The 26283-nt window shown below is 44.1% G+C and carries 24 protein-coding genes; 10 read left to right on the forward strand and 14 right to left on the reverse strand.

The window, feature by feature from the left end; translation table 11 throughout:
- Positions 1 to 78: 78 nt before the first annotated feature.
- From OCU90_RS18325 to OCU90_RS18335, 3 genes are all read right to left on the reverse strand, one after another.
- Complete coding sequence (locus tag OCU90_RS18325) at positions 79 to 1302, reverse strand: DUF819 family protein (RefSeq protein ID WP_017105084.1); 1224 nt, start codon at positions 1300 to 1302, stop codon at positions 79 to 81.
- Between the two features lie 541 nt (positions 1303 to 1843).
- A complete protein-coding gene (locus OCU90_RS18330; RefSeq protein ID WP_061023374.1) occupies positions 1844 to 3769 on the reverse strand; it encodes a monovalent cation:proton antiporter-2 (CPA2) family protein in 1926 nt (641 codons plus the stop codon).
- 3 nt (positions 3770 to 3772) lie between these two features.
- A complete protein-coding gene (locus OCU90_RS18335) occupies positions 3773 to 4387 on the reverse strand; it encodes an NAD(P)H-dependent oxidoreductase (RefSeq protein WP_017060908.1) in 615 nt (204 codons plus the stop codon).
- A gap of 303 nt (positions 4388 to 4690) precedes the next feature.
- Here OCU90_RS18335 and OCU90_RS18340 point away from each other — a divergent pair, with 303 nt between their 5' ends.
- Positions 4691 to 5767 (forward strand): threonine aldolase family protein, encoded by a 1077-nt coding sequence (locus OCU90_RS18340; protein WP_061023376.1) that lies wholly within the window; start codon positions 4691 to 4693, stop codon positions 5765 to 5767.
- 142 nt (positions 5768 to 5909) lie between these two features.
- On the opposite strand, the gene OCU90_RS18345 is transcribed toward OCU90_RS18340, so the two are convergent.
- Positions 5910 to 6035 (reverse strand): hypothetical protein, encoded by a 126-nt coding sequence (locus OCU90_RS18345; RefSeq protein ID WP_017060906.1) that lies wholly within the window; start codon positions 6033 to 6035, stop codon positions 5910 to 5912.
- 256 nt (positions 6036 to 6291) lie between these two features.
- On the opposite strand from OCU90_RS18345, the gene OCU90_RS18350 reads away from it, so the two are divergent.
- Positions 6292 to 6726 (forward strand): YccF domain-containing protein, encoded by a 435-nt coding sequence (locus OCU90_RS18350; protein WP_061023379.1) that lies wholly within the window; start codon positions 6292 to 6294, stop codon positions 6724 to 6726.
- Positions 6727 to 6917: 191 nt separating this feature from the next.
- On the opposite strand, the gene OCU90_RS18355 is transcribed toward OCU90_RS18350, so the two are convergent.
- From OCU90_RS18355 to OCU90_RS18365, 3 genes are all read right to left on the reverse strand, one after another.
- Positions 6918 to 7841, reverse strand: coding sequence for a hypothetical protein (locus OCU90_RS18355; protein WP_061023381.1), 924 nt, complete (start codon positions 7839 to 7841; stop codon positions 6918 to 6920).
- 193 nt (positions 7842 to 8034) lie between these two features.
- A complete protein-coding gene (gene yiaY / locus OCU90_RS18360; protein ID WP_004730228.1) occupies positions 8035 to 9183 on the reverse strand; it encodes an L-threonine dehydrogenase in 1149 nt (382 codons plus the stop codon).
- A 260-nt stretch (positions 9184 to 9443) separates the two neighbouring features.
- Entirely contained in the window at positions 9444 to 9596 is a 153-nt protein-coding gene (locus OCU90_RS18365) for a hypothetical protein (protein WP_004730229.1), read from the reverse strand.
- 225 nt (positions 9597 to 9821) lie between these two features.
- Between OCU90_RS18365 and yjjG the strand changes: the two genes are divergently transcribed.
- Together yjjG and yddG are read left to right on the forward strand one after the other, a co-directional pair.
- The gene (gene yjjG, locus OCU90_RS18370; protein ID WP_017089582.1) at positions 9822 to 10496 is read left to right on the forward strand and encodes a pyrimidine 5'-nucleotidase; all 675 of its coding nucleotides are present in this window, start codon (positions 9822 to 9824) and stop codon (positions 10494 to 10496) included.
- Positions 10497 to 10719: 223 nt separating this feature from the next.
- Positions 10720 to 11649, forward strand: a complete 930-nt coding sequence (gene yddG, locus OCU90_RS18375; protein ID WP_017079752.1) for an aromatic amino acid DMT transporter YddG — start codon at positions 10720 to 10722, stop codon at positions 11647 to 11649.
- A 50-nt stretch (positions 11650 to 11699) separates the two neighbouring features.
- On the opposite strand, the gene OCU90_RS18380 is transcribed toward yddG, so the two are convergent.
- Positions 11700 to 12596, reverse strand: coding sequence for a cation diffusion facilitator family transporter (locus tag OCU90_RS18380; protein WP_004730235.1), 897 nt, complete (start codon positions 12594 to 12596; stop codon positions 11700 to 11702).
- Between the two features lie 309 nt (positions 12597 to 12905).
- Between OCU90_RS18380 and OCU90_RS18385 the strand changes: the two genes are divergently transcribed.
- Entirely contained in the window at positions 12906 to 13256 is a 351-nt protein-coding gene (locus OCU90_RS18385) for a hypothetical protein (RefSeq protein ID WP_061023384.1), read from the forward strand.
- A 61-nt stretch (positions 13257 to 13317) separates the two neighbouring features.
- On the opposite strand, the gene OCU90_RS18390 is transcribed toward OCU90_RS18385, so the two are convergent.
- Positions 13318 to 14196, reverse strand: a complete 879-nt coding sequence (locus OCU90_RS18390; protein WP_004730238.1) for a LysR family transcriptional regulator — start codon at positions 14194 to 14196, stop codon at positions 13318 to 13320.
- Positions 14197 to 14357: 161 nt separating this feature from the next.
- On the opposite strand from OCU90_RS18390, the gene OCU90_RS18395 reads away from it, so the two are divergent.
- The 3 genes from OCU90_RS18395 (at position 14358) to OCU90_RS18405 (ending at position 17833) form a co-directional block, all read left to right on the forward strand.
- Positions 14358 to 14957: a class I SAM-dependent DNA methyltransferase gene (locus tag OCU90_RS18395; protein WP_004730240.1), complete on the forward strand. Its 600-nt coding sequence runs from the start codon at positions 14358 to 14360 to the stop codon at positions 14955 to 14957.
- Between the two features lie 348 nt (positions 14958 to 15305).
- The gene (locus OCU90_RS18400; protein ID WP_061023386.1) at positions 15306 to 16862 is read left to right on the forward strand and encodes a YjjI family glycine radical enzyme; all 1557 of its coding nucleotides are present in this window, start codon (positions 15306 to 15308) and stop codon (positions 16860 to 16862) included.
- A 56-nt stretch (positions 16863 to 16918) separates the two neighbouring features.
- Positions 16919 to 17833, forward strand: coding sequence for a YjjW family glycine radical enzyme activase (locus tag OCU90_RS18405; RefSeq protein WP_061023388.1), 915 nt, complete (start codon positions 16919 to 16921; stop codon positions 17831 to 17833).
- Positions 17834 to 17908: 75 nt separating this feature from the next.
- Here OCU90_RS18405 and OCU90_RS18410 read toward each other — a convergent pair whose 3' ends face one another.
- The 5 genes from OCU90_RS18410 to yccS all read right to left on the reverse strand — a co-directional run bounded on the left by OCU90_RS18410 (position 17909) and on the right by yccS (position 23471).
- Positions 17909 to 18820 (reverse strand): LysR family transcriptional regulator, encoded by a 912-nt coding sequence (locus tag OCU90_RS18410; protein ID WP_029406309.1) that lies wholly within the window; start codon positions 18818 to 18820, stop codon positions 17909 to 17911.
- A gap of 75 nt (positions 18821 to 18895) precedes the next feature.
- Positions 18896 to 20155 carry a hydroxymethylglutaryl-CoA reductase gene (locus OCU90_RS18415; protein ID WP_054542826.1) on the reverse strand — a complete coding sequence of 420 codons (1260 nt, stop codon included), beginning with the start codon at positions 20153 to 20155 and terminating at the stop codon, positions 18896 to 18898.
- Between the two features lie 171 nt (positions 20156 to 20326).
- Positions 20327 to 20647, reverse strand: a complete 321-nt coding sequence (locus OCU90_RS18420) for a hypothetical protein (protein WP_004730251.1) — start codon at positions 20645 to 20647, stop codon at positions 20327 to 20329.
- 121 nt (positions 20648 to 20768) lie between these two features.
- Positions 20769 to 20954: a hypothetical protein gene (locus OCU90_RS18425; protein WP_004730253.1), complete on the reverse strand. Its 186-nt coding sequence runs from the start codon at positions 20952 to 20954 to the stop codon at positions 20769 to 20771.
- A 333-nt stretch (positions 20955 to 21287) separates the two neighbouring features.
- On the reverse strand, positions 21288 to 23471 hold the full coding sequence (gene yccS, locus OCU90_RS18430; RefSeq protein ID WP_004730255.1) for a YccS family putative transporter: 2184 nt from the start codon (positions 23469 to 23471) through the stop codon (positions 21288 to 21290).
- Positions 23472 to 23648: 177 nt separating this feature from the next.
- Between yccS and helD the strand changes: the two genes are divergently transcribed.
- The gene (helD, locus tag OCU90_RS18435) at positions 23649 to 25724 is read left to right on the forward strand and encodes a DNA helicase IV (protein WP_061023390.1); all 2076 of its coding nucleotides are present in this window, start codon (positions 23649 to 23651) and stop codon (positions 25722 to 25724) included.
- 87 nt (positions 25725 to 25811) lie between these two features.
- Entirely contained in the window at positions 25812 to 26162 is a 351-nt protein-coding gene (locus OCU90_RS18440; protein ID WP_061023392.1) for a VOC family protein, read from the forward strand.
- Positions 26163 to 26283: the final 121 nt, after the last annotated feature.

Raw genomic sequence — 26283 nt, forward strand, 5'->3', positions numbered from 1 at the left:
AAGAGTTGAAGAGTAGAAACGAAAAAGGCTGAACGATCATCGTTCAGCCTTTTGTGTTACTGCATTGAAGCGCTTCGATTAACCAGCAGCAACCTGCATGATAAGGCCACAGATGTAAGCGCCGTATGTGCCTAGAGCGTAACCAAGTACCGCCATTAGGATACCTACCGGAGCTAATGCTGGGTGGAATGCTGCAGCTACGATTGGAGCTGATGCTGCGCCGCCAACGTTAGCTTGGCTACCGACAGCCATGAAGAACAGTGGTGCGCGGATAAGCTTCGCCATCACAATCATCAGAAGGGCATGAATAGTTAACCATGTAATACCAATGAAGAAGTAACCTGGGTTGTCTAAGATAGCCGTCACATCCATTTGCATACCGATAGTAGCAACTAGGATGTAGATGAACGCTGAACCAACTTTAGACGCGCCGCTGTGCTCAAGGCTGCGTGTAGATTTGAAGCATGAAGCGATCAGCGCGAACGTTGTTACCATTACGATCAGCCAGAAGAAGCCGGATGTTAGGCTATATTTCGCAAGTTCCGGCGCATTGGTTGAGATCCAAGGTGCAATCATGTCACTGAATAAGTGAGCCAAACCTGTTAAACCGAAGGCAATTGCCGTGATCTTCATGAGATCGGTTGTAGTTGTTGGGCGAGCGTTCTCTTCTTGGTATTTAGAAACCGTCTCTTTTAGCTCTTCGATAGATGATGTGTCTGCTTTTAACCATGCATCAATCTTCTTCTGGCGACCTGCCATGATAAGTAACACGGCCATCCAAATGTTCGCACAGATAACATCAACCGTAATCATTGCAGAGAAGAGTTGATCATCAACCTCGAACACTTCTTTCATTGCTGCTTGGTTTGCACCGCCGCCAATCCAAGAACCTGCCACAGTTGTAAGGCCACGCCATACATCGCCAGATACAAGATCAGGATTAACTTGGTCGATGATTAGAATCGCTAAAGGCCCGCCAATGATAATGCCGACAGTACCAGTTAGGAACATGATGACGGCTTTAGAACCAAGGCCAAATATTTTACGAAGGTCTGCTGAGATGATCAGAAGAACGAGTGCACTCGGTAATAGGTAACGACTGGCAACAAAGTACAGCTTTGAGTTTGATGCGTCGATGATGCCGAAACTGTTCAATAGAGAAGGAACAAAGTAACAGAGCAATAGACCCGGAACGAACGAGTAGAATTTTTTCAGTGCGCTATTTTGGCTACTTTCCGTGATAAAAACACCGCCAAGAATAACAGCTAACATGCCCATTATTACAGCATCATTAGTAATCATTATTATATCTCCTTTAAGGTGAGCGCAAAGGTCTCACTTTTTGAATTGCAGGACTATACCGACAACCGCCATTCGTTACAAATTGTAACGATAGACATACTTTGAAATGTTTATGTTAATTTTGATGGTTTGAATTTGTGAATGTCGTGCGTTATTTATTTGATTGATGAATGGGTTTGTTGGGGCTTTTGCGGCGGATTTAGATATATGCAATGTAATTCAAGCCTTAGAGAGTGGTCGCTATGATTTGGGTGGATGTTTGAATGGCAGGAATGAGTGCATATATAGCCATGTTTATGGTGTGGTTTATGCAGGGTTGGAATGTTTCAATAATGTAAAAATTGAATCCACTTTTGCTATGTGGTCAGAAATTAAAAATTTTAGCTAGATCACACAAATATCTCGGATTATGAGTTTCAGCACCTGATACTTATGTTCATTTGACGTTTTGTAGGGGTTAAATGAAAGAAAAAGCGGCTTAAATAGCCGCTTTTGATGGTTGCATTGCATGGTCATCTAGAGCTGTAGCTTAGACTTCTGCTTAAGACTCTTCTTCCTCAAAGCCATCTGCATAACCTTTTGGTGGTGGTGTCCAACCACGTTCAGATCGAGAGTGTTTGTCTGAACGGTCTTTCTTCATGTCTTCTTTCATCGCATCTTCAAGGTGAATGAAGATTTGTCGGTAGTTGTTGTCGTAGCGTGGATTTTCTTCAGCCTCAGACCAAGCTTGGTAAAGCTTTTCAGACTTACGGCTCTCTACGCGTTGATACGTCGATTTTTGCTGTTCGACGAAGAATGGATGATGACCCAAAGAGCGCAAGGCTTGTGCGCCCATTTCAAGAGCAGAATGGTAGGTCTCTGATTCCACAAAGTCTGCACCTGCTTCTCGTAAGCGATAACTATGACCACGGTCGAATGCGCGGGCTAAGATTTTCACTTTAGGGTAGGTGTGTTTAACGTACTTCACTAACTCAACGCTTGAGTCTTGGTTATCGATTGCTACTACTAGCATTGTCGCTTCTTCGATTCCGGCGGTATGCAACAAGTCGTGACGAGTCGCATCACCAAAGTAAGATTTGATATTGATAGAACGCAGTAAGTCTACTTGGTTCGCTTGGTGATCCAGAACCACCGTATTGACATCGTTCGACACCAACAAGCGGTTAACGATTTGACCGAATCGACCAATGCCCGCAATGATAACGGTGCCTTTCTCTTCAATAGTATCTTCTTCGCGGTCGTTAGATTTTTGTTCGTAACGAGGCAGAATCACTTTATCAAATAGAATGAATAACCCTGGTGTTAGGAACATTGAAAGTGCCACAACCAGAGACAATGTTTGGACGATGCCAGCAGGTAACACGTGGTTTTGAGCCGAGAAGCTCAATAGTACAAATCCAAACTCACCGGCTTGCGCCAAGCTCAATGTAAACAGCCAACGGTCACTGTTTTTGATTTTGAAGATCAATGCCAACGTAAATAGCACTAAGGCTTTAAGAAGCATGACGCCAAGGGTGAGGCCAATGATCAAACCAAAGTCGTTGAATAGAACATCAAAGTTGATGCCCGCACCGACGGTAATAAAGAACAAGCCAAGTAACAGTCCCTTAAACGGGTCGATATTAGACTCAAGTTCGTGGCGGAATTCACTGTTCGCTAATACCACACCTGCAAGGAAAGTGCCCAAAGCCGGTGATAGGCCGACTAGGCTCATTAATGCAGCAATACCAATCACCAACATCAGTGCGGTTGCAGTAAAGATTTCACGCAGACCTGAGCTTGCTACAAAGCGGAACAGTGGACGACTCAAGAAGTGTCCGCCGACCACAACAATCGCAATAGATGCAGTGATCACAAGGCCATAAGCCCAGCCGGGTAGGCCAGCAACAAGACTCAACTCTTCATGGTGATCAGAAGCCGAAGCGACTGCGCTTTGTGCAGCTTCGATTAATTCTGGCAACGCCAATAGAGGGATAAACGCCAACATAGGGATGACGGCTATATCTTGGAACAGTAGGACTGAGAAAGCGTTCTTGCCCCCTTCAGTTTTGGACAACCCTTTTTCATTGAATGTTTGTAGAACAATCGCGGTTGATGACAGTGCGAAGATCAAACCGATGGTGAGTGCTATCGTCCAAGGCTGCCCGAAGAATAGGGCAATACCCATAACAATCGCGGTAGTGCCGCCAACTTGCAGGCCACCCAGTCCCATAAGACGGTTTCTCATTGCCCAAAGCATCTTAGGCTCAAGTTCAAGCCCGACTAAGAACAGCATCATCACTACGCCGAATTCGGCAAAGTGTTGAATGGTTGTCGTCTCTTCGCCAACCAAACCGATAATTGGGCCAATCACAACACCTGCAATCAGGTAACCAAGCACAGATCCGAGACCAAGCCTTTTGGCGATAGGAACCGCGATGACTGCGGCAAGCAAATAGATAAATGCTTGTAGAAAATATCCTGTCATGATTTAACCTCTGCTCATCAGTTCATCAACGTAATGGTTTAGCTTTTCAGCCTTGCTTGCCTTTTTAAGGTCGACTTCGCCCGCAACAAAAGCCTCTAAAAGTGTTTTATAGCTGTTTACGTGATCTTGAATTCGGCCTTCTTCCAACGCAGTACGTGAACCAAATAAAGCCAATGGGGCCAAGTAGTTCATGCCGCACAAAGATGCTGTTTGTTCGATTGGGTGAAGCAGTTCACGTATGGTGAAGTGGTTATAACCGTCTGTCTGATAAGCATCTTTCTTACCACCAGCGGTGATACTGCATAACAAGCTTTTACCTTGCAGTTCATTACCGTCGGTGCCATAAGCAAAGCCATATTCGAGAACAAGGTCTTGCCATTCTTTAAGAATCGCGGGGGTTGAGTACCAATATAGTGGGAATTGAAAAATGATGATGTCATGGTCCAACAGGCGTTTCTGTTCACGGTCGATATTGATCTTGAAGGTTGGGTACTCAGCATAGAGGTCGACACAGGTAACCCCGTTAATGCGTTTGGCTTGTTCAAATAAGGGTTTGTTAGCTTCAGAGCGATGCTGAGAAGGGTGGGCGAATAGTACCAAGACTCGATTTTTCGACATATAGCCCTCTTTGTCCATTAACGAATAATATTTATTGGAATTATAGATATACAATAATAGAAGAATGGTTGAACAACAACGAATTAGCCCATACTTATCTATTTAGATGCGTGTGTTTTTAGGTACTTAATTATATAAAACATCCGTCAATTTGAGTATTTCCGGCACAAGCCGCCGATGACTGAGTAAAACTAATTATTCACGAATAGTAAAAGCGAATATGGGCATTTTATGTCACCGTTGGTGGGTAACGTAAATAATCCAATAACCCTACATAGAACGATAATGAATAAAGGAAAAACTATGAGCATGGACTTGCGTCAACAATGTGATTTGTTGCTTTCCGGTCACCTAGAACCGACTCCAGCACAAACATTCGCTCAGATGGCTGAATGGTGTGAGAGACACAATGTGAGCCATGATAGCTACGGCGATGGTGAGTTTATCGAGAGCTTCGAAAACAAAGTCGCGGAACTGCTAGGTTATGAAGCGGCTGTATTTGTGATTACCGGCACCATGAATCAACCCACAGCATTAGAAATTGCGTGCCAAGAGAAAAGAAACCCTGTAGTGGCGATGCATGAATCGAGTCATATTATGCGTCATGAACGCCAAGGGTATCAGCTCCAAAACCGCTTCAACGTACTTCCAGTCGGCAACGTATTTCGCACTTGGAATGTTGATGACTTAAAGGCGTGGCCTGATGAGATTGCAGCCGCTCTATATGAATTACCCATGCGTGAAATCGGCGGCCAATTACCAGAATGGGATGAGCTTGAAGCGATCAAGCAGTACTGCAAAGAACAATCAATTCACCTTCATATGGATGGTGCGCGTTTGTGGGAATGCGGCGCGTATTACCAAAAACCATACAGCGAAATTGCCAAGGCTTTTGATAGTGCCTATGTTTCGCTTTATAAGGGGCTGAACGGTCTCGGTGGTTCACTGTTACTGGGTGATAAAGCCTTTGTGGCGAAAGCATCTGCGTGGATGAAGCGTCAAGGCGGCAATGTTTATCACCGAACGCCTTATGTGGTTTCAGCGGCAATGCAGTTTGATGAGCGATTAGAGTTGATGCCATCACTGTTTGAGCGAACAAAACAGATCTACCAAATCTTACTCGATTATCCTCAGTTCACGGTTAACCCGCAGCAACCGCAGGTCAACATGCTTCATCTTTATTTACCTGTGAGTTACGAAGACGGCATTATTGTGAGAGATAACATAGCGAAGAAACACAAGATTTGGATAGGAAACCCAGCGATCAGTGAGTTGCCAAACCAATGTAAGATTGAATGGTATGTAGGGGATAACCTACTAAATTTGCCTGATCATGAGCTGATAGACATTCTAGATTTTATTAGCGAAGAGCTGATTTGATTAACGAAGAGCTGATTTGATCACGGAAGAGTTGAGTTGATTACAGAAGAGCTGGCTGAAGAAGAACTGATCTAATTGGAACTGAAATGGATACAGGAAAGGGTTCTTATATCCATTTATATAGCTAGGATGTCCGGCTCTGTTACATATACTGGTTGATGTACACGTCGACTAAGAACATGAACACTGGGACTGTGCTGAGAAGTCCGAAGAAGACGATTGGCACCCAGTTTTTCATTTTCTTTTTAGGTTGCTCAGTGTTGTTCATAAATTCGGCCTTCAATTAGTTGTTATAGCTATTGTAGCTGTTTAGCTTTGTGGTACTAAAAATCTAAGAGCATGGTATCAAATAAAATCGATGAGCCCTATGCGGATTTGACGTTTCGTGGCGTGTATCAATCACATAAAATGTAAGTGATTCATAAACGGTTCATAAAGGTTCAACAATAATGAACCTATTCGAACAAGTATTGCCTTACTCGGCATATGAAATAAACAGTATTACAAGATTTGGAGAATACAGAATGAAAACAATAGGAAACATCATTTGGTTTCTGTTCGGTGGCGTATTTATGGGGCTAGCTTGGTGGTTCTTCGGACTGCTCGCATTCCTTACCATCGTTGGTATTCCATGGGGTAGAGCGTGTTTTGTTATGGGTAACTTCTCATTCTTCCCATTTGGTCAGGAAGCGATTTCACGTGAAGAGCTGACCAATGAAATGGACATCGGTACGAGCCCGCTAGGCGTGATTGGTAACGTGATTTGGTTCTTATTTGCGGGTATCTGGCTAGCAATCGGTCACATCATGTCAGCTGTGGCGTGTTTCATTACCATCATCGGTATTCCGTTCGCGATTCAACACCTTAAGCTCGCGGTTATCTCGCTGGCGCCAATCGGTAAGACGGTTGTCGATAAACGTGAAGCAGAAGCGGCGCGAGTAAGAAATTACAAAGGTTAAGATTGCAGTCTACGCCTTGATTGAACTGAAAAAGCACATCGTATGATGTGCTTTTTTATGCCTCTGTTCTTATCTCTCGATGCTTATATCTCAAACACTAACTAGGCGTTGTTGAACTAGATACTGTTGAGCTAGATACTGTTGAGCTAGATACTGTTGAACTATACGTTGTTGAACTAGACATTATAGAGCTACACATTATTGAACAGGACTTCAAGCCGAAGGGTGATGTTGGCTTCTTCGGTATGTTTCTCATGGGGTTCTCGTTCCCATTGATAACGAGGGATGAGTTCGTAGAACAGCCACTCTTTCCATACGTTTTGTCGGTAGGTAACCGAAACCTGAGCGTATTCGTAATGATTATGAGGCTCATCCGTTGCATTAATTGTAGCGCTATATTGAAGTGCTTGGTCTTGGGCAAGGTAGTGATACAAGGTTAATCCCGTACCATAGTTCCAACCTTTGAGATCGTCGTTGTACCCTGCAAAGCTTGACCATCGAGCCAAGAAATCATCACTTAAAGAAAGATCAAAATCGACGTCAGTGATCTCGCCAGTTTCTTGTTTTTCTTGATATACCCGCTGGGTAAGTCTGAATACCACATCGGTTGTGAGAGGGTAGGTAAAACGATAGCGAGCTTCAATACGCGGTCGTAATGTCGCCTTAATATTGAAGCTGCTATAACCTTTGGCATAAGCGTCGTAACGCAGGCCTAACGCACTGTCCAATTCATCTGAATCATTCGGGAAAAAATCCAAGAACTCTTCATCGCTGACAGACTCGTAGATCAACTTTAGGCGTTTACTCACAAAAGGAAGATGCAGACGCGCCTTGAGTTTTGTTGAGTAGTCGACATCGCCACCTTCCGAGTAAATAAAATCGTTATACCAACGGACGGACGTTCCAGCTCTGGCATCTTCGGTAATGCGGTCATCAACAAAAAAACTGTCAAACCACAGAGCGGGTTGGCAAAATTTACTGTTCAGGAAATGGTAAGCCTTTTCGACAGGGGCGTCTTCTAACGGCTGACTGTGGCACTCATTTTTCTCCTCTGCTTGAGCGGAGTAAGCAAGAAGTGATGCTAATAATGAGGTGCTAGCTATCTTACGACTCAATGGAACCTGTTTGCATTCTATATATCAATAGTTTAACTATAACTAAGCGATTGCAACAATGCGACTTTTTAGTGATAAGTGATTCGCGGCTAGTAGAAAAGGAAATGATTTGAAAGGCATCGGACAGAAAAGAGAAAACGGGCTCAGAGTTGAGCCCGTTTGTGTTAGCTATAAAAAGTGACTTGTATTTAGATTACATTGCCGCTTCGAAGATTGCTGAGATCTCTTCGTGTGTCGCCTGTTTAGGGTTAGTGAAACCACAAGCATCTTTCAGTGCGTTGTCAGACAGCGTTGGGATATCTTCTAGCTTCGCACCAAGTTGCGCGATACCAGTTGGAATGTTCACGTCGTTTGCAAGTTGAACAATCGCGTTGATTGCTGCTTCTGCGCCTTGTTCTGCCGTCATGCCTTCAACATTCACACCCATTGCTTTTGCCACATCACGTAGACGCTCAGGACAAACTTGTGCGTTGTAGCGTTGAACGTGTGGAAGCAAGATAGCGTTACATACACCGTGAGGAAGGTCGTAGAAACCGCCTAGTTGGTGCGCCATTGCGTGAACGTAACCTAGTGAAGCGTTGTTGAAAGCCATACCCGCCATGAACTGTGCGTAAGCCATTTGCTCACGAGCTTCAATGTCTTCGCCGTGCGCTACCGCTGTTCTTAGGTGTGCTTGCACAAGCTCGATTGCTTTAATTGCTACAGCGTCTGTAATTGGCGTTGCTGCGATAGAAACGTAAGCTTCGATAGCGTGCGTTAACGCGTCCATGCCTGTTGCAGCAGTTAATGATGCAGGTTTAGCAAGCATCAACTCAGGATCGTTTACTGAAATTAGTGGTGTTGTGTGCTTATCAACAATAGCCATCTTGATGTGGCGAGCTTCATCAGTAATGATGCAGAAGCGTGTCATTTCAGATGCAGTGCCAGCCGTAGTGTTAATAGCAATCAGTGGCATCATTGGCTTTTCAGATTGGTCTACGCCTTCGTAATCAGCAATCTTGCCGCCGTTAGAAGCAACCAGAGCGATACCTTTTGCACAGTCATGTGGAGAACCGCCACCGAGAGAAACAACAAAATCACAATTGTTGTCAGTCAGCAATTCAAGGCCATCGTTCACGTTAGTGATGGTTGGGTTTGGTTGAGTACCGTCGAATATAACTGCGTCTACGCCGCGTTGGCTAAGAAGATCTTGTACCTGCTTAACTACGCCAATTTGATTCAGGATCTTATCAGTTACGATCAGACCTTTTTTGAATCCTTGAGACTGAATGCTATCAGCAGCATCTTTCAAACAGCCAGTACCCATGAAGTTGATTGTAGGGATGTAAAATGCAGTAGACATTGGAAAACTCCGTTAATTATGATTTTTAATTTCCTACATGTTGTCGGCATTCAAGTGGTCGACCATTGATCTGGAACAACTTTGATTCCGAACTACCACTTTGTGGCTAGTCGTTGTGATAGGGCTCATATAGCAATCGTTTTCATGGATTTTGGCTGTGTTCTTTGTCAGTAATGGATAGTAATAAATTGATTCAACTAAGGGCAGAATGGTGCTCTATAACAATGAAAAGTAAGCTTTTTCATTGAAAGCTGCTCTAGCTAGGCTTGTGTCGACTTTTTATCTGAGTCGTCACTGCATTCAATTTGAGGTTCTTGTGACTCTTCAGAATCAAGCGTGTCTTCTGGCTCCTCGTCATAGTATTTGACAAGAAAAGGGGTGAGCATGACAGACGACGGTAAAAAGTGCTTCATAGTACCTCCCGGTACCTAAGTGTATTTCTTGTATGGTATTGGTTTAATATGTGGCAAAATTTGCGATACATCATGACTTGTGGCTTGTTTTCTATAAATTATTAGATTTATATACAGGCTCACAAAATTGAGAGTAAAGTGATGCTCCGCCCTTTGAGGCAACGATAAAAACAACGACAAAAACAGTGCATGCACTGCTCAACAGCGCGAATAATAGGAAATAAAATGAAGTACGATTGGATATTCTTTGATGCAGATGAAACCTTGTTCCATTTTGATGCTTATCAAGGAATGAAGCTGATGTTTTCTCGCTTTGGTGTGGATTTCAGCGAGCAAGATTATTCGGCTTATCAAAAGGTTAACTTACCACTTTGGGTCGATTACCAAGATGGTCGCATTACCGCAGACCAACTGAAACATACGCGCTTCGAAAGTTGGGCTGAAAAGCTTGAAACAACAACCGCTGCTTTAAACAGTGCATTTTTAACGGCGATGGCGGATATCTGTTCTTTGTTACCGGGTGCGCAAGAGTTGATGGAGTCTTTAAAAGGCAAAGTGAACATGGGCATCATTACTAACGGTTTTACAGAGCTTCAGTCTATCCGTTTAGAGCGTACAGGAATGACGGATTACTTTGATCACGTGATTATTTCTGAAGAGGTTGGGGTAGCCAAACCGGATGCCGAGATTTTTGAATATGCGCATAAGCTGGTTGGGTTGCCATCGAAACAAAGAATATTGATGGTCGGGGATAACCCACATTCAGATATTCTAGGCGGACTCGATTTTGGCATTGAAACTTGCTGGTTAAATAGTCAAGAAAAGGCAACACCAGCAGGCATCAACCCTCACTATCAAGTGAAGTCTTTGGCTGACTTACAAGCTCTGCTGTTGGCTTAGTTAATAGTTAACAACTGACTGCTACTAGCGAATACGCAATCACAATCACAATCGGTTGATTTCGTTAATTGACCAATGCTTTGCAAATTGATTGGTGCTTTGTAAATTGATAGCTGCTTTGTAAATAAAGCATTGATGGCCGAGTACGAAAATGTACTCGGCCAATTATTTTTAACTTGGTTTAACCATAGAGTGACCATCTAAAATAGATAAAGGAAAAGGCGTGCTGAAATCTCATCGTTATAGCTGCTACGGTATTATCGCCATTTTACTATGGAGCTGTTTGATTGCTCTGTCTCGTAGTGTCTCAGAACAGCTAGGTCCAATTGGTGGTGCTGCCAGCCTTTACACGGTGAGTGCGCTGTTGTTGGTCTGTGTTATGGGTTTACCAAAGTTGTCACGCTTTTCTAAGTCTTACTTGCTGATTGGCGGCGCCTTGTTCGTTTGTTATGAGATTTTCCTGGCTCTGGCTTTGGGAATGGCGAACAGCCGACATCAAGCCATAGAGATGGCCGTAATTAACTATCTATGGCCTGCACTGACGGTGTTGTTTGCGGTGTTGCTGAGCGACAAGAAGATTAACTGGTTGGTTTATCCAAGTATCTTTTTGGCATTCTTCGGTGTGGCTTGGAGCATCAGTGGTGACCAAGGTCTATCTGTTGATCAAATTGCTGCCAACATTGCGACTAATCCTAAGACCTATTCTATGGCGTTTTTTGGTGCGATTATTTGGGCTGTTTACTGCAACTACACACAGCGCGTTGCTAAAGGGCAGAATGCGATTGTGCTTTTCTTTATCGCTACGGCGATCACTCTGTGGATCAAATACGCATTGAGTGATGAAACAGGCATGGTGATGACAACGAGTGCGGCGATTGATTTAGCGTTAGCTGGCGCTTGTATGGGCGCAGGCTATGCGCTTTGGAATACGGCAATTCTGGGTGGCAATATGGTATTTCTTGCGACCATGTCGTATTTTACGCCAATCTTCGCAACCGTACTCTCTTCGTTGATTTTAGGCTTGTCGTTGACCATGACATTTTGGCAGGGCGTTTGTATGGTAACCGTTGGTTCACTCGCTTGCTGGTGGGTAACAAGAGAAAAGCCGACGGCAAAGGCGTCGGCTTCTAAAAAGGTTCAATCTCACTCTTAATCTGAGTTTATCTTCTCGGATGAGGAGTGTCCTCGTTTGCTATGGAAAACTTAACTCGCAACATTGAGATTCAATTGAAGCTCATAAGGCATCTTAGATAGGCGTCGCTTAAGCTGGCGGCGCGTTCGTTCAATATCATCGACCGCAATGGCTTGTTGGTCGTTAGTATGAATATCAACGTTAATTCTTAGTTCTGGGCCAACCTTAGTCACACCCATCAGCTCCAAATCTTGATCCGCTTCTTTGTCTACCGCGACAACGTTCTTATCTACCGCGTCACAAATATCTTTGTTTGCCGACATCATAAGCAGTTCGCGCATTGCTTCACGTAACATGTCGAAAGGCACTTTGATGAAGTAGAAAGACATCAGCAACATCATCATTGGGTCGGCATACACCGCGTATTCTGCAAGTGGAGAAAAGGTAATTAACCAAGCTGCTACGAAACCAGCCGTTACTGCCACACTCAGTAGCGTATCCATCTGCCACTGCTTAGACTCTGCTTGAATCAGACCTGAAGAAATACGCTTGCTCTTGTTAGCGATGTACCACCAAGCATAACCACAACCCAACACGTTGAAAATACCAAACAGAGTCGCGATAGAAGCATCAACTTCACGACCACCCGTCATCAACGCACCAATCGCAGAGTAAAGTGAATAGCTAACCACTAGCAGAATCACAATGGCTTTAATCGCAATCACAATTGGTTCAATGATGGCTCGACCAAACGGGAACTCCCTATCTGATGGGCGATTAATGTATTTCGATGCAGCTAGTGACAATAAAGTTAGCAGTAAGCTGATAAGAGAATAGACACCGTCAAATACTATGACCAGAGAGCCAACGAGAAGACCCAACACCAATCCGCCAACTGCGAAGCCTGATGCTAAAAGGGCTGAGAACAATAGTACTCGATTTTCGTTTTGGCTTTTCCTGTCACACATAAAATTTTCCAGATGTTTTTGATAACTTCATTGTTCTAATATTGAGCTAACTTTACAAACTTTATCTGATGATGTTTATATGTCAGTAACTCGTTTTATATTCAAGCTGTTATTATTCAATCACTTATTGGTGACTTAAGGTGTCAGTAAAATTGACGTTGAGTGTTTCTTGGGGATGGTGTGCAACTGAAATAGGATCGTTTATGATTAATAAAACACATTAGTCGCTAGGGTCTCATTGATTTCCTAGACTCTGCTGAGACTGAGACTGAGACTGCACGGATTGGAATGGACAAGGAATGGATCAATATGAAGTTTGACGATATCAGTGATAACGAATTGTGGGTGATGGCTAACCCGATCATGGATAACTTGATGGACGGTTCAACTAAGGTTGATCATGCTCAGCACTGTCGAGACTTTACCCAAAGGATGAAAGACATTGTTACGCCGGAATATTTAGAAAAGGTATGTCACCATTATCAACACAGCAATGGCTTTTTTGCTGAACGAAAGCAGGTCGCACTATTTAGACGCTCAGATTCTATCGCCTTTGTGTGGAAGCAAGCGTATACCATTGCGAAAGGCGAGTTTGTGGCTGAAATGGTGTTGGTTGAAGAAGACGGACGCTATTTAGTTGATCACGTGATGGTCTTTTAAAGAGAGGGCTTTCTATTTGTTAGATGATTTTAAGTGTCGAGATAGAACATTATCTGACACTTTAAAAATCAAACAAGTAATCGCTGATCTGATCCGCTAACCAATTCATACCAGGGTGTTCTGCCATACCTGCCGCGGTAAACATACAGTAGTCCTCTTGAGTCAGGCCATAAGTGTGCTTGATCACCGCTAGCTCTTGTTCACGCAATAAATGGCGAATCAATGGTTCTGGCATTACGCCCCACGCCTCTTCACGCAAAATTGTATCCAACATGAAGTCGAAGCTAGAGAAGCCAATATAACGGCGAGAGAAGGGCTCAAGCTCAGGATTATCCTTCTCATTGAGATAAACCATGGTCGCTTGCATCGAATTTCTCAATACTTCATCCGATACTCGTCGCATCGCACTCAGATCATGTCCTTTCTTACACACAGACATCATTCGAATCTTACCAAGTGGATTGTAGATAATTCTTGGGTCATCGACACGTTCGTAATCGACGCCAAATGCGAAGTCGACTTGCTGAGTTTCAACCAAGTTAGCTAAGTCGCCACTCGACGCGAGAACGAAGTTGAATGAGGTAGAAGGGTACTTGTTATTTAAGGCGTGAGATAAATCCTGCCACATTCCATCGGGTAGGGAGTCATCTCGTGCAATCCAAATTTCCGCGTTAAATTCACCTGAAACATGCAAGCAGGTCTGTTTAATACGCGCTGCTGTCACCAACAAGCCTTCGCAATCTTTGTAAATGGCTTTGCCCGCTTCAGAAAGTTCAACGTGGTTTCCGCTGCGTACGAACAGCTCGACATCTAACTCTTTTTCCAAGGCTTTAATCGACATGCTGAGTTTGGTTCGGTTGCATTCTAGCTGGCGTGCAGCTTCAGACACTGATCCTAAATCAGCAACGGAACAAAAGGCTTGGACTTGAGAAAGGTTCATTTCATTTCCATATTGAGCGGGGGTCGGTGCATATTATCTGAATATTGTGCTGACTATCTTAGAAATAGTCCATCTTTGCATGATAACTCTATGACGAATTGACTAATTTGGTTTATTCTGGGGAAGTTCCGAACCTACAAGAAGTAAAGATGGAGGCCATGATGGCGAAACAATGGGACGAGTACGCCGTTGATTGGGATAAAGATCCCGCGACCGCAGTATTCGCACAGTCCGTATTTGACCAGTTAACACCGCTCGTTGATTTAAACGGAACCCGTGTCCTTGATTTTGGTTGTGGTACAGGATTACTCAGCCAGAAAATATCTCCTTTAGCAAAAGAGATCATCGCACTTGATATCTCTGAAGGGATGATTGAAGAGTTAGATAAGAAAGAGTTACCCAACGTTGAACCTGTTGTTGATCTTTTATCGCGCGGGCTTGCAGCGCAGCATCCAGCATTCAGAAACCAGTTTGACCTAGTGGTAGCCTCTTCGGTGTGTGGTTTTATCCCGAACCTACAAGACACAGTCAGTCTGATTTACACGCTGCTTGAAAACGACGGCACGTTTGTACACTGGGATTGGTACTTAGAGAACGACAGCGAAGACTACGGTGTAAGCCAACAGCGCTCAGAGAATGTATTAAGTGCAGCTGGCTTTGCAGTGGTTGAAGTATCAACGCCGTTCTCGATCAACACTCCACAAGGAGAGTTAAAGGTATTGATGGGTGTTGGACGCAAACAAGTGCTTCCTCATCTGTAATCCTGTGTATGCCTAGAGCTAGCCTCGGTAATGCTCATCTAAAATAACGAAACCCACATCAACGACCTTAAGGTCAGTTATGTGGGTTTTCTATTTTTAGTCGTTTGTGTTTCAAACAGGCGAGCCATTGAGTGCTTTTAATATCTTCACTATCACTATCACTATCACTATCACTATCAACGCCAACACTGGCTTCTTTCTTCCCACTTCTTTCATAGATAAGCTAATTTCAGGCAATTAACAAATCACTCATTTCCATTTTGGAAATATAGTCTTGCATACATTTCATTAGTGGAAATGTAACAGTGAGATATAAAATAAGCCCATGATAATATTAAGGGTTTCATCATGAGCCACCAATCTGCTTCTCCACAACTTTCAGAGCAACAACAACGCTTTAGCAATATCATTTCAGATGCCCACCTGTCTCCAAAGCAGAAGTCGAGTTATCTTGCCTTAGAAGCTGAAGCAAGCTTGCCGTATATGCCGGTAAGCAACGAAGTAGAGCAAGCCCTACAACAAGGTGTGCTATGTGACATGTTTGAAGGGCATGCACCATTTAAGCCGCGCTATGTACTTCCAGACTATTCTAAATACTTACATCAAGGCTCAAAGTATTTAGAGCTTAGCGCGGCAACTAATTTCGATGAAGCATTGAACATGCTTACCATCCTTTACCACCATGTTCCGTCTGTGACATCAATTCCGGTATACCTAGGTCAGTTGGATGATGTACTGATGCCATTTGTTGGCGACTTGACGGATGAGCAGGTATATCAAAAGCTTAAGCTGTTCTGGATTATGCTGGATCGCACACTGCCAGATGCCTTTATGCATGTGAATATCGGCCCGACCGACAACATTGTGTGCCGTACGATTTTGCGTGTAGACGCTGAACTGAAGCAGATCGCACCAAACCTAACCTTTATGTACGACCCTGCTGTGACACCTGATGATCTACTTCGTCATGCGGCAAGCAATATCTGTGAGTGCAGTAAACCACATATCGCAAACTATCCAGCGCATGCCGAGGCTTACGGTGAGAAGCGTTTTGGTATTGTGAGCTGCTATAACTCTTTGCCTTTAGCGGGCGGTTCAAACACCTTGGTGCGTATGAACCTAAAGCAAGTGGCGTTGAAGTCTGAGGACAGTGCTGATTTCTTACAACAAGTATTGCCGAATTACAGCGACATCATGATCGAATTGATGAACGCACGTAGCCGCTTCTTGCATGAAGAGTCTAATTTTTTTGACGGCTTCCTGACCAAAGAAGGTCTTATCGAAGAAGACCGCTTTGCGCCAATGTTTGGTATTTATGGCATGGCGGAAGCCGTCAACATCTTGATGGAGAAAGAGGGCCAAGCAGGGCGCTATGGTCACGATGAACAGGCGAATCAACTCGGTCACCGTATCTCTGAAAAACTGGCTGAGATCGTCGAAAGCTCTGAAGTGAAATATGGGCTGGAAGGTAAGGCTCTGTTGCACGCTCAAGGCGGTATTAGTTTAGATGAAGATGTGACTCCGGGTGTCCGTATTCCTTATGGCACTGAACCGGATCCTGTCTCTTACGTTCGTGCTACCGCGGGTCATCATAAGTTCTACACCTCGGGTATCAGTGACATTCTGACCATCGACGAAACAGTGAAATCAAATCCTGAAGCGATGTTTAACCTGTGTAAAGGCGCGATTCAGGCGGGTTACCGTGAGTTCACGGCTAACGTTGCATCAAACGATTTGGTTCGTGTAACGGGTTACATGATCAAACTGTCTGATATTGCGAAATACGATGAGCAAGGCTCACGCACCAATACCACCTTCTTAGGTGCTGAAGCTGCGAAGAACACGGGCATATTAGAGCGTAAACCACGTGTAGCGAGCTTAGAGATGTCGCCGACATACGAATAGCTTTAACGTGAGTGCGTTATGTGTGTGATGCGTTTCGAATACGAACAATGTGAATTATGAAAATTTCTGATCTAACAACTCAAATGGCTAGGGTTAAAAATAATAAGACAGAAAAACAAGCGAAGGTCAGCCGTGTGCTGACCTTTTCTTGTGTTGACGGCCCGGGAAACCGCTTGGTGCTGTTTCTTCAGGGCTGCAATTTTGACTGCATTACTTGCCATAACCCTCATACAATCAATCACTGTAACCATTGTGGAGACTGCGTTAGTGGCTGTCCAAGCAATGCTTTAAGCATGATTAATGGCAAAGTGAATTGGGACCCAGCAGCCTGCACCAACTGCGATCAATGCATTGATGTCTGCGATCATAAGTCGAGCCCGAAAATCACCACAATGGCAGTCTCTGAGGTGCTTGAACTCGTCAGGCATAACCAATTTTTCTTAAGCGGAATCACTATCTCAGGTGGCGAGGCGACCATGCAGTTGCCGTTTATCATTGAGCTATTTCAAGCGATTAAAAGTGATCCGCAGCTAGCGCACCTTACGTGCTTTATTGATAGTAATGGTTCGCTGCCACTGCAAGGTTGGGACAAGGTGTTGCCTTATCTTGATGGCGCGATGATTGACCTAAAATCATGGCAATCGGAAACACATCAATGGTTAGTGGGCAGAGGAAATCGTCGGGTGTTTGAAACCATCAATTATCTTGCAGGCAAAGGAAAACTGCATGAAGTTAGGTTGCTGCATATTCCGAATAAAAGCGATCTTGAAGATGAAGTTGAACAAGTGGGGCGATACTTGAAGGCGCTACCAAGTGATGTTCGTATTCGGCTGAATGCGTTTCAACATCATGGTGTGATTGGCGAAGTGCTAAAATGGCCTAAATGCACCGAACAACAGATGCAGATCTTTCACGATAAGCTCTACACCATAGTTCAAAGACCGATGCAAACCCCTGAAGTTTATACTTAGTTTTTAAGTTTCTTAGGCGGTTAATCAGGCTTCTAAGAACGTCAAGTTTCTAAAGATATTAAGCTTCTAAAAATATTAAGCCTCTAAAAACAGGTCACACAACCATTTGATCGCTTGATCATTCATGTTGGGCTTGTTCCACACTAAGCTATACGCCACCTTACCGTAATCAAAAGGCAAGGGTTTGCTCACTAAACCCTGAGCTTGCTTAGCATGTTCAGCCCACTGTTTAGAGCAGGTGAATAGGAAAGGCGTGTGGTGACACAGTACAGCCGCTGCACCGAAGTCCGCGACCGATATTGCCATATCTCTTGGCTTATGACATTGAACTAAGTTTTGCTCAAAGTAAGGCTGAGACAGTTCGTTATCTAAAATCCCAATGTGCTTGTAATCTAAGTAGCCTTCAATTGTCAGTTCTTGCTGTGCAAGAGGGTGGTCTGCGCCCATCAAACAAACCATTTCGTCTGGAAGAATTGTTTCCCAAACCAGCTCCTTATTATCGGTCGGTGGCTGGGAAATATCATGGGGCAATAAGATCAAGTTGATCTTACCGCTGAGCAAAGCATCAAACCCCAGCTGTTGCTTCGAATAGATGTTGAGTTTGGCTTTTGGTGCGAGTTCAGTGGTAATTTTGCTGAGCTTTGATGCGAATACTTCAAAGGTACTTTCGCGCATCGAAAGTGAAAAGCTGCCTTGGTATTCTTGAGGGGTAAAACTCTTCTGATGAAGCAGTCCGTTCATGCTTGAAAGAATCGCGTGAACAGTCGGAGCTACCTGCAAGGCAAATGGCGTCGGGATCAGCTTGGTGCCATCTCGATAGAACAGTTCGTCATTAAGAATGTCACGCAATTGAGACAAGGTTTTGCTCACACTCGAAGGGCTTACACAAAGTTGTTCTGAGGTTTGAGTAACGCTGTGGGTGTTCAGCATAATATGAAGCGCAGTGAGGTGCTTAAGGCTCACTCTAGATAAGTGTAAGTAATCCATTTATGACTCATACATTGAGAATGGCTTGATATTTGGCGCAACACACAAAACAACAAGCCAATCTGACAAAGGTTATTAACGAGCTAGTTTATGGTGCGCTCGTGAAAAGTGGCCAGCACAAAACGCACCGACAATCGACAGTTCACCCGCCAAACACAGTGCAGCACAAACTTCAGCGAGTGCTTGTGATTTACCGTTGCCATGAAGCCCAAGCAAGTCCAAACATGCTTTTTGACTTGGTAAGCCGGTACCACCGCCAACAGTCCCTAGCATTAAGTTAGGTAGTGTTACGCTCGCGTATAAACCACCTTCTTTATTGAGTTCCATGCGAGTCATACCAATCGCTGATTCAGCAACACAGGCAGCGTCTTGTCCGCAAGCAATGTAGAGCGCAGCAAGTGCATTTGCATAATGAGCATTAATACCAATCGTACCGCTCAAAGCACCACCGACGGTGGTCATTTGTCCGAACTGCACCATTTTCTCTGGTGTAGTGTGGAGGTACTTAGCGACAAGCTCGGCAGAGATATTAACCTCGGCTGTGACCTTTTTACCACGAACGCTGCGCAAGGTTTGAGTATTGGCTTTTTTATCGCCTGACAAGTTGCCATCTAGGAAAGCATGATCGGGCTTAACCGGCGTATTTTCTATGATGTACTCAAAAACTGCATTGGTGGCGATGGTCACCATGTTTTGACCAGAAGCATCACCAGTTAGAAATTCAAACACCAAGTAAACATGGTTACCTTCGATGTTGATATTGATGTCGGTCAGCTTGCCGTGTGATGTTGTTGATTCAGCCAAGGTTTTAAATTGGTCATACTGGGTCACAGCCCAAGCAACAAACTGTCCGGCTTCAACTAATCCTTGGAATGCGAAACCAGGAGTACGTGTGACACCTTCATTGAGCAACATTGCACTTGCGCCACCACAGGCCGTAATCAGCTTAGAACCACGATTGTAAGACGCAACAAGCGCTGCTTCTGTGGTTGCGAGTGGCACGAGGTAATCGCCCGTAGCAAATAGGCCATTGACTCTTAAAGGGCCAGATATTCCCACAGGGACTTTAACGGTACCAATAAAGTGCTCAATGTTTTTCTCATAAGCTTGGATCTGACGTTGTGTATGAGGGTCGAGGAGCTCTTGTTGAGAATCTGAATTGTCGAGAGCTGTCCAGCGACGTGCTAGATTTTTTTCTGTCAGATAGGGGCTAGGAGTCAGCTTATTTACTGGCTTTTCAAAATGAGGCTGAAGCTTTTTTTCTAATGCGTCTGCGGAGATGTCGCCTCCTAAAATAGAAACATAGTCACGGCGATGCAGATTTAGTTTTGGCATAAATAGTATGAAGTAAAGTTTGTGCAGCAAAATTGGTTTGCGCTGATTCTACCGAGTAATAAACCAGAAACAAGCGCCTGATATAATGAGTTACAGTTTGTATGGGTTTAGCAGCAATTTGTTCGCCTAAGCAAGACAACTTCGTCAAAAAATGCTCACTATGAGATTGAACTAGATATGGATATCGAGAAGGCTGCCGATGGCTTCGTTTTGACGATCAATCACACTCGCACCAACGCGGTTGTAACTTGCGCTTTGAGTCAGTTTGATGAGTGCATCCGTTGAGGATGAAGATGGTTCCGGTTCTTTTTCTTTAAACGAAATGGATTGTTCAGGTTCTATTTGGTTAAAGCTGAAATCGCTGGTTTGGAAAGCGTCATCGGATTCTAGAGAGTGTTTGGAGGCTTGGTTGAGCTCGATTGCGGCTTCTTCAGCCATGTTGGTTGACTGCTGAATAATGGCGTAACCAGATTGAATACCAGATATCGACATAGCAGAACCTTTTATTGACGTATTGAATGAGTCTAGGCGGACGATATTTTGAGCGCAATGGTGAACAGGTGAAATTTACGGTGAAACGGTGAACTTAAGCTAAAATAGTGACGTCTGTCTATTAATTAAACAGGTCATTCAGTGCGTTTAACTCTTCATCAGTCAGCAGAGAAGGCTGGTCCGTTTCAAGGTTGCCGTCGATTTCACCTTGAAGTGCTTTCAATTGCTGTGGGCTAAGAAGCTGTATTTGCTGCTTAAATACTTCAAATTGCTGTGTATTCATAATGTGACCTTTGTTCAAATCCATATGCTCTATAGAGCATAGCCTACTGATTCAGGAAATCAAACAAGATTAAGTGAATATTAAATGAAGTTTGAAGTTTCCTAAAACTAAGACAACTATAAATTTCTGTGGTCGTTTTTTGTCCGAGAAATGTTAGGCAAAGTTATGGTTGGGTCAATCAAAGTCAGAGAATTCCTACAATGTAAAAATCCCCGCATCCCTTGTGGTGCAAGGGTAGGCAAGTAATTGCTCTACCCAATTGGGGGTATAGATAGAGCAATATATAAATCACATTTCATGATCAAAAGGTGAGCGATTGGCGGTATCTTTTTGTTTTTACAGTATTTTGTTTGTTGTTCAAGAAGCTTCTGTTTCAAACGGCTTATCTATCTTTACCTTAACCGCAAACTTGGTCGCTAAGGTATGCAATTCTGGAAGCATTCGATAGATCAAATGCAGCTGTTGTAGAACCATTCTGACAGAACTCTCGTCTTCTTCTCGCCACTCACTCAGACGTTTATCCAGTTCAGGGTCGTAAGCGTTTTTTACTTCACACTGTTCTTGGTGGGAGTAGAGTTGATCATTTAGAGCGTCGAGATGTTCGTGTATTACTCTGTGTGCATCTAACACCAGTTTGTGTGTTGCTTCATCATCGATACGTGTTCTGTGAGCACCTAAAGCAGAGATATAACTGAGCAGAGCATGATTAAGTGTTAGGAATCGAAAACTCTCATCTTCAGAGGTGCGGTACTTGCCCGGTTCAACCAGCATACTACTGATGGCCGCAGTCAGGTTGGCATCGTTATTGTGTGCACTGCGGCGCGCAATGCGGTAATTAAGGGTGTCTTTTTTACCTACACGATACTGGCCAATGATCTGAGCGAGATAATTCTTATTGGAATCGAGCGCATCTGCCATTACTTTGTGCAATCGCTTTGATTGCCAATCAGGCAACACGTAAATGACAGCAAGTACGGCGAGGGCACAACCAATAAAGGTATCCGCTAGTCTTGGCAATACCACCGCGTAGCCTTCCCCTAATTGGTTAAAGCAGAAGAGTACAAGCAGCGTTATAAAGCCGGTCGCAAATCCGTAGTTATTGATTCTGAATGCAAAGAACATCACGCCACTGATCACAATGAAAACTAACTGGCTCTCTTGAGACGGGAAGAAGGTCAGTAGTGGTACGCCAATCAACAAGCCTGCGACGGTGCCAATGACACGAGCCGTCAGCTTTTGTCGTGTTGCACTGTAGTTTGGCTGGCATACAAACAGTGTCGTCAGCAAAATCCAATAGCCACGCTCTATGTCAAAACCTTGAATGATCCCGTAGCCGAGCGTCAATGTGATTGCCATACGAATCGCATGACGAAACAGCATCGAGTCGGTATTCAGGTTGGCTTTGATCTTGTGCCACATTGCCGTCAAAGTATGAGGGTTGGTATCGTCCAATACATCTTCTTCCAACTTTTCCGCATCCGGGTTACTGATATTCGAGAGCTGCTTCTCGACGGTAGCTAGGTTATTGAATAAGTAATCCAATTGGTTGAGCAGTGATTTCCACTCGGGCTTGTTCTGTTGGTTAAGATGGTTAAGCGAAGACATTAACTCATCAAGTGCTAATACAGATTTATCGCCATGTTGGTATTCAGCTCCGACTTTCAATGAGCTCGCCACTTCTTTACAGGCTGTGGCTTGGGCTTCGAGTAGATACTTGAATCGAAATAACACATCAGAGCGTTCAAAGTGCTTTGCCAGCTCTTGATAGCGGTAGTGGGTAGAGCTCACGCGCTCATGAATGTCTTGTGCGATGAAATAGGTGTTTAGGAATCGGTCACTCGGACCATCAATGTGCCCGCGCTTAGATCGGTTAAGCAGAGTTGCTTTACACATGTTGAGTGCATTAACGGTACTGGCGTTTAACTTAGCTTCAATAATGCGATGTGGCTGAGGAATAAGATCAGATACAGGGTAGAAGAGTTCTGCTTTTGAGCCGATGTAATTGCCGATTTGATCGAATACCGTTGCTAGGTTCTGTTGTACGGGCTGCATCGGCCAGACAATCTGCCAAATCATCGACATGAAGTAGTACCAAGCGGCGCCGGTTAAAAGTAGAAGCGGTTGAAACCAAAGGTTGGTGCTCTCATGGGCACCGAGCATGGTATAGATAGCAACAAGCAGAGAACCAAACGCGATACTGGCGTATTTAGGGCCAATTGCACCGAGTATAATAAAAGAGAAGGTTGAAACGAAAAGCCCTATCGCGAACAGCCAAGGCGTGTCGAACAGAATCTCAATAGAGAAGGCTGCAACGGCAAAACAGATAAAGGTTAGCGTGAGTGCTTTCAAACGCCCGGTAAAGCTGTCATCACTTTCAGCAAGAGCCGCAGCAATAACACCTAAGATCAAAGGTGTGATGAGTGTGTTTTGTCCATAATACCAAGCAGGAACCACAACACCGAGTAGAGTGATGAGAATTAATACGCTGTAATTTATGGTTTTATTCGCCCAATAGAGGCGCAATTTGGCTGAGAAGTCCACAGTCGCTCACTTGACACACTAAAACCATAATCCTAACAGAAATCAAGCACAAGAATTTGATACTTATCCATAATTGCCCCTAGATGGTCATGAAAGCATCGATAAGATGTGAGACATTATTAATTCTCACAGCATCATGATATAAATTCAATATTCCCAATTAGAGAGCACACTCCAATGCAGCTAAGCGCTAACAAGACTGCACAGTTTTTTATTCAAAATGAATATCATCAAGTCGAACTTGATGGTCCACGCCTGCTGTTATCTTCAGTAGGCAGTGAAGAGCGAATCCCGTTTACTATTTGGAGTGGCAAGATCGCGATAAAACGCGGATTGTTTTGGGGATCGTTACAGTTCTTTGCTAATCAACAAGATGGCAAACAGCGCAGCTGGTTAGTACAAGGCCTACCTTGGGAACAATGCCGTCAATTTGCACGCGCATCGGTTGCTGCTTATCAGAAGTGGCATGACACACAATGTGAACAATTGGCTGAACACGTTCCTCAATGGGAAGCTGAATTGACACGTCTTGAGCAACTTCCTGCTTTCCTAGCGCATTCTAAAGTTAAGACTTGGGTCGACATGGTTAACTCAAGTTTAGAAAACATGACGATGACTTTAGAAGAAGCGGCGCAGCGTATGCCAAACCGGATTGCTCGAATGCAGCCATGGTTGTCTGAGACAGAAATTAAGCAAGCCGAAAGAAATCAGCAGTGGTTAGAAACAGAAAGACAAAACTGGGAAGTATTGTTTGCTCAATGTGAATCGTCACCACTCAATTTATCTCAGCAATATGCGGTGTTGATGAATGACGATCACAACCTTATTTTAGCGGGCGCTGGTTCGGGTAAAACCAGTGTTCTTACAGCTCGCGTCGCGTATTTACTGCAAAGCCATCAAGCTCAAGCTGAAGAGCTGTTATTGCTCGCATTTGGTCGCGAAGCAGCGGAAGAGATGAAACAGCGCCTTAACAGCAAAATTGGTTTATCAGCAGAGAAGGTGCAAGTGAGTACTTTCCACCAGTTGGGTTTAAAGATCCTTAATCAGGTTGAACCTGAACGTGTGGTTATCTCTCCGTTAGCGCTCGATGACAATCAACGCCAAGCATGGTGTATTGATTGGTTGAAAAAGCACTGGATGACGCCGACTAACTTCAAACGCTGGCAAAAGCACCTGTCTAAATGGCCAATCGCTTATTTAACAGGTGATGACGAACTTGGTAGCCATGTTTCAAACCTCAAGTTGATTGGTTGGCTTGAAAAGCAGCTTGAGCAGTTGAATGCATCGGGTTTATCGAAGAAAGAAGTGCAACAACAGTTGATTGATCACAGAGACTACACGCGTCTCAACAGCGAGCTTTCACTGTGTTGGCCATGCGTGACAGCATGGCAAAAAGAACTGAAAGAACAGAATCATATCGACTTCTCAATCATGATTATCCGAGCAACTCAGTATGTCGAAAAGGGCAAGTTTATCTCGCCTTGGAAGTTCATCATGATCGATGAGTATCAAGACATCTCGCCAGATCGCCTTGCCTTGGTTGAGGCGCTGTGTAATCAGTCGAAAGCGCAACACCAAGCTTCTATTTTTGCGGTAGGTGATGATTGGCAGTCGATTTACCAGTTTGCGGGCGCAGATGTTGATTTAACGACGGGCTTTAAGGATCGTTTTGAGAGCTCGACGATTCATCACCTAGATACGACTTACCGATTTAACAACCAGTTAGGTGCTGTTGCCAATCGTTTTGTGCAGGAAAACCCGATTCAGCTTCCGAAAGAACTGAACAGCTTCAAACAACAGAAGCAGAAGGCGGTGTACAGTGCGCCAAGCAAAGAAGTGGAGAAGATCCTTGATCAGATTAACAGGCAAGTAAAAGGTAAGGCCAGCAAGTCAGTATTGCTACTTGGACGTAACCATTACCACAAGCCAGAGTTGTTGGAAGACTGGAAGAAGATCTTTACCTCCATTGACATCAAGTTCATGACTTGCCACGGCAGTAAAGGTAAAGAGGCGGACTTTGTCATTATTCTTTGTGTTGACGAAGGACAGTTCCCGACGAAGAAGAAACAGCTGCATATTGATGGCGCATTGACTGAATCATCAGATGCGTTCCCTTATGCGGAAGAGCGTCGTTTATTTTACGTGGCAATGACGCGAGCGAAAGAGAAAGTATGGATCACGCACAGTGGCGACGGTTCTGGTTTTGTACAAGAACTGCATGGCTCTGATTACCCTGTCGTTCGTAAAAAGTGATGTCACTTGGCGTAATTGTCTAAGATTAGATCTTCAAGCCCTGCCTTAATATCACAAGGCAAACGTATAAAGCAGAAGGAATCAGCTATGGAACACGGCTCTATTAACTACATTGAATTTGCTGCGAAAGACATCGCTGCAACTAAGGCGTTTTTCAGCCAAGTGTTTGGTTGGAGCTTTGAAGACTATGGCCCTGAGTATTCTGCTTTCGAAGGTAAAGGCTTAATGGGTGGGTTCTATTTAGCGGATCTGGCGTCGAATGCTGAAAGTGGCGCAGCGCTGATGGTTTTCTATAGCGAAGATCTTGAGCAAACCGAGCGTGACGTGCTTGATGCTGGTGGCGAGGTAAATCGTGAGATCTTTAGCTTTCCCGGCGGCAGACGTTTCCATTTCAGAGAGCCAAGTGGCAACGAAATGGCGGTATGGAGTGACAAGTAGCGAGTTAAGATTCTGGTGAACAAAAAGCCTGCGATGAAGCAGGCTTTTTAGTCTGTGACGTTATCTTGGTTCTTAACGAAGCGTTTTTCTTAGTTCTTAGCGAAGCGAGCTGCTTAGTTAA

It is taken from the genome of Vibrio splendidus (genome assembly GCF_024347615.1).
GTDB classification, from domain to species: Bacteria; Pseudomonadota; Gammaproteobacteria; order Enterobacterales; family Vibrionaceae; genus Vibrio; species Vibrio splendidus.

What these genes read in the sequence shown, in the direction of transcription:
- OCU90_RS18440 (WP_061023392.1), top strand. Translation starts at nt 25,812, where the DNA reads ATGGAACACGGCTCTATTAACTACATTGAATTTGCTGCGAAAGACATC.
- yiaY (WP_004730228.1), bottom strand. Translation starts at nt 9,183, where the DNA reads ATGTCTACTGCATTTTACATCCCTACAATCAACTTCATGGGTACTGGC.
- OCU90_RS18400 (WP_061023386.1), top strand. Translation starts at nt 15,306, where the DNA reads ATGAGCCACCAATCTGCTTCTCCACAACTTTCAGAGCAACAACAACGC.
- OCU90_RS18335 (WP_017060908.1), bottom strand. Translation starts at nt 4,387, where the DNA reads ATGTCGAAAAATCGAGTCTTGGTACTATTCGCCCACCCTTCTCAGCAT.
- OCU90_RS18395 (WP_004730240.1), top strand. Translation starts at nt 14,358, where the DNA reads ATGGCGAAACAATGGGACGAGTACGCCGTTGATTGGGATAAAGATCCC.
- OCU90_RS18350 (WP_061023379.1), top strand. Translation starts at nt 6,292, where the DNA reads ATGAAAACAATAGGAAACATCATTTGGTTTCTGTTCGGTGGCGTATTT.
- OCU90_RS18330 (WP_061023374.1), bottom strand. Translation starts at nt 3,769, where the DNA reads ATGACAGGATATTTTCTACAAGCATTTATCTATTTGCTTGCCGCAGTC.
- OCU90_RS18380 (WP_004730235.1), bottom strand. Translation starts at nt 12,596, where the DNA reads ATGTGTGACAGGAAAAGCCAAAACGAAAATCGAGTACTATTGTTCTCA.
- yjjG (WP_017089582.1), top strand. Translation starts at nt 9,822, where the DNA reads ATGAAGTACGATTGGATATTCTTTGATGCAGATGAAACCTTGTTCCAT.
- OCU90_RS18425 (WP_004730253.1), bottom strand. Translation starts at nt 20,954, where the DNA reads ATGGATTTGAACAAAGGTCACATTATGAATACACAGCAATTTGAAGTA.
- OCU90_RS18390 (WP_004730238.1), bottom strand. Translation starts at nt 14,196, where the DNA reads ATGAACCTTTCTCAAGTCCAAGCCTTTTGTTCCGTTGCTGATTTAGGA.
- OCU90_RS18325 (WP_017105084.1), bottom strand. Translation starts at nt 1,302, where the DNA reads ATGATTACTAATGATGCTGTAATAATGGGCATGTTAGCTGTTATTCTT.
- OCU90_RS18410 (WP_029406309.1), bottom strand. Translation starts at nt 18,820, where the DNA reads ATGGATTACTTACACTTATCTAGAGTGAGCCTTAAGCACCTCACTGCG.
- OCU90_RS18420 (WP_004730251.1), bottom strand. Translation starts at nt 20,647, where the DNA reads ATGTCGATATCTGGTATTCAATCTGGTTACGCCATTATTCAGCAGTCA.
- OCU90_RS18340 (WP_061023376.1), top strand. Translation starts at nt 4,691, where the DNA reads ATGAGCATGGACTTGCGTCAACAATGTGATTTGTTGCTTTCCGGTCAC.
- OCU90_RS18365 (WP_004730229.1), bottom strand. Translation starts at nt 9,596, where the DNA reads ATGAAGCACTTTTTACCGTCGTCTGTCATGCTCACCCCTTTTCTTGTC.
- OCU90_RS18385 (WP_061023384.1), top strand. Translation starts at nt 12,906, where the DNA reads ATGAAGTTTGACGATATCAGTGATAACGAATTGTGGGTGATGGCTAAC.
- OCU90_RS18405 (WP_061023388.1), top strand. Translation starts at nt 16,919, where the DNA reads ATGAAAATTTCTGATCTAACAACTCAAATGGCTAGGGTTAAAAATAAT.
- helD (WP_061023390.1), top strand. Translation starts at nt 23,649, where the DNA reads ATGCAGCTAAGCGCTAACAAGACTGCACAGTTTTTTATTCAAAATGAA.
- OCU90_RS18345 (WP_017060906.1), bottom strand. Translation starts at nt 6,035, where the DNA reads ATGAACAACACTGAGCAACCTAAAAAGAAAATGAAAAACTGGGTGCCA.
- OCU90_RS18415 (WP_054542826.1), bottom strand. Translation starts at nt 20,155, where the DNA reads ATGCCAAAACTAAATCTGCATCGCCGTGACTATGTTTCTATTTTAGGA.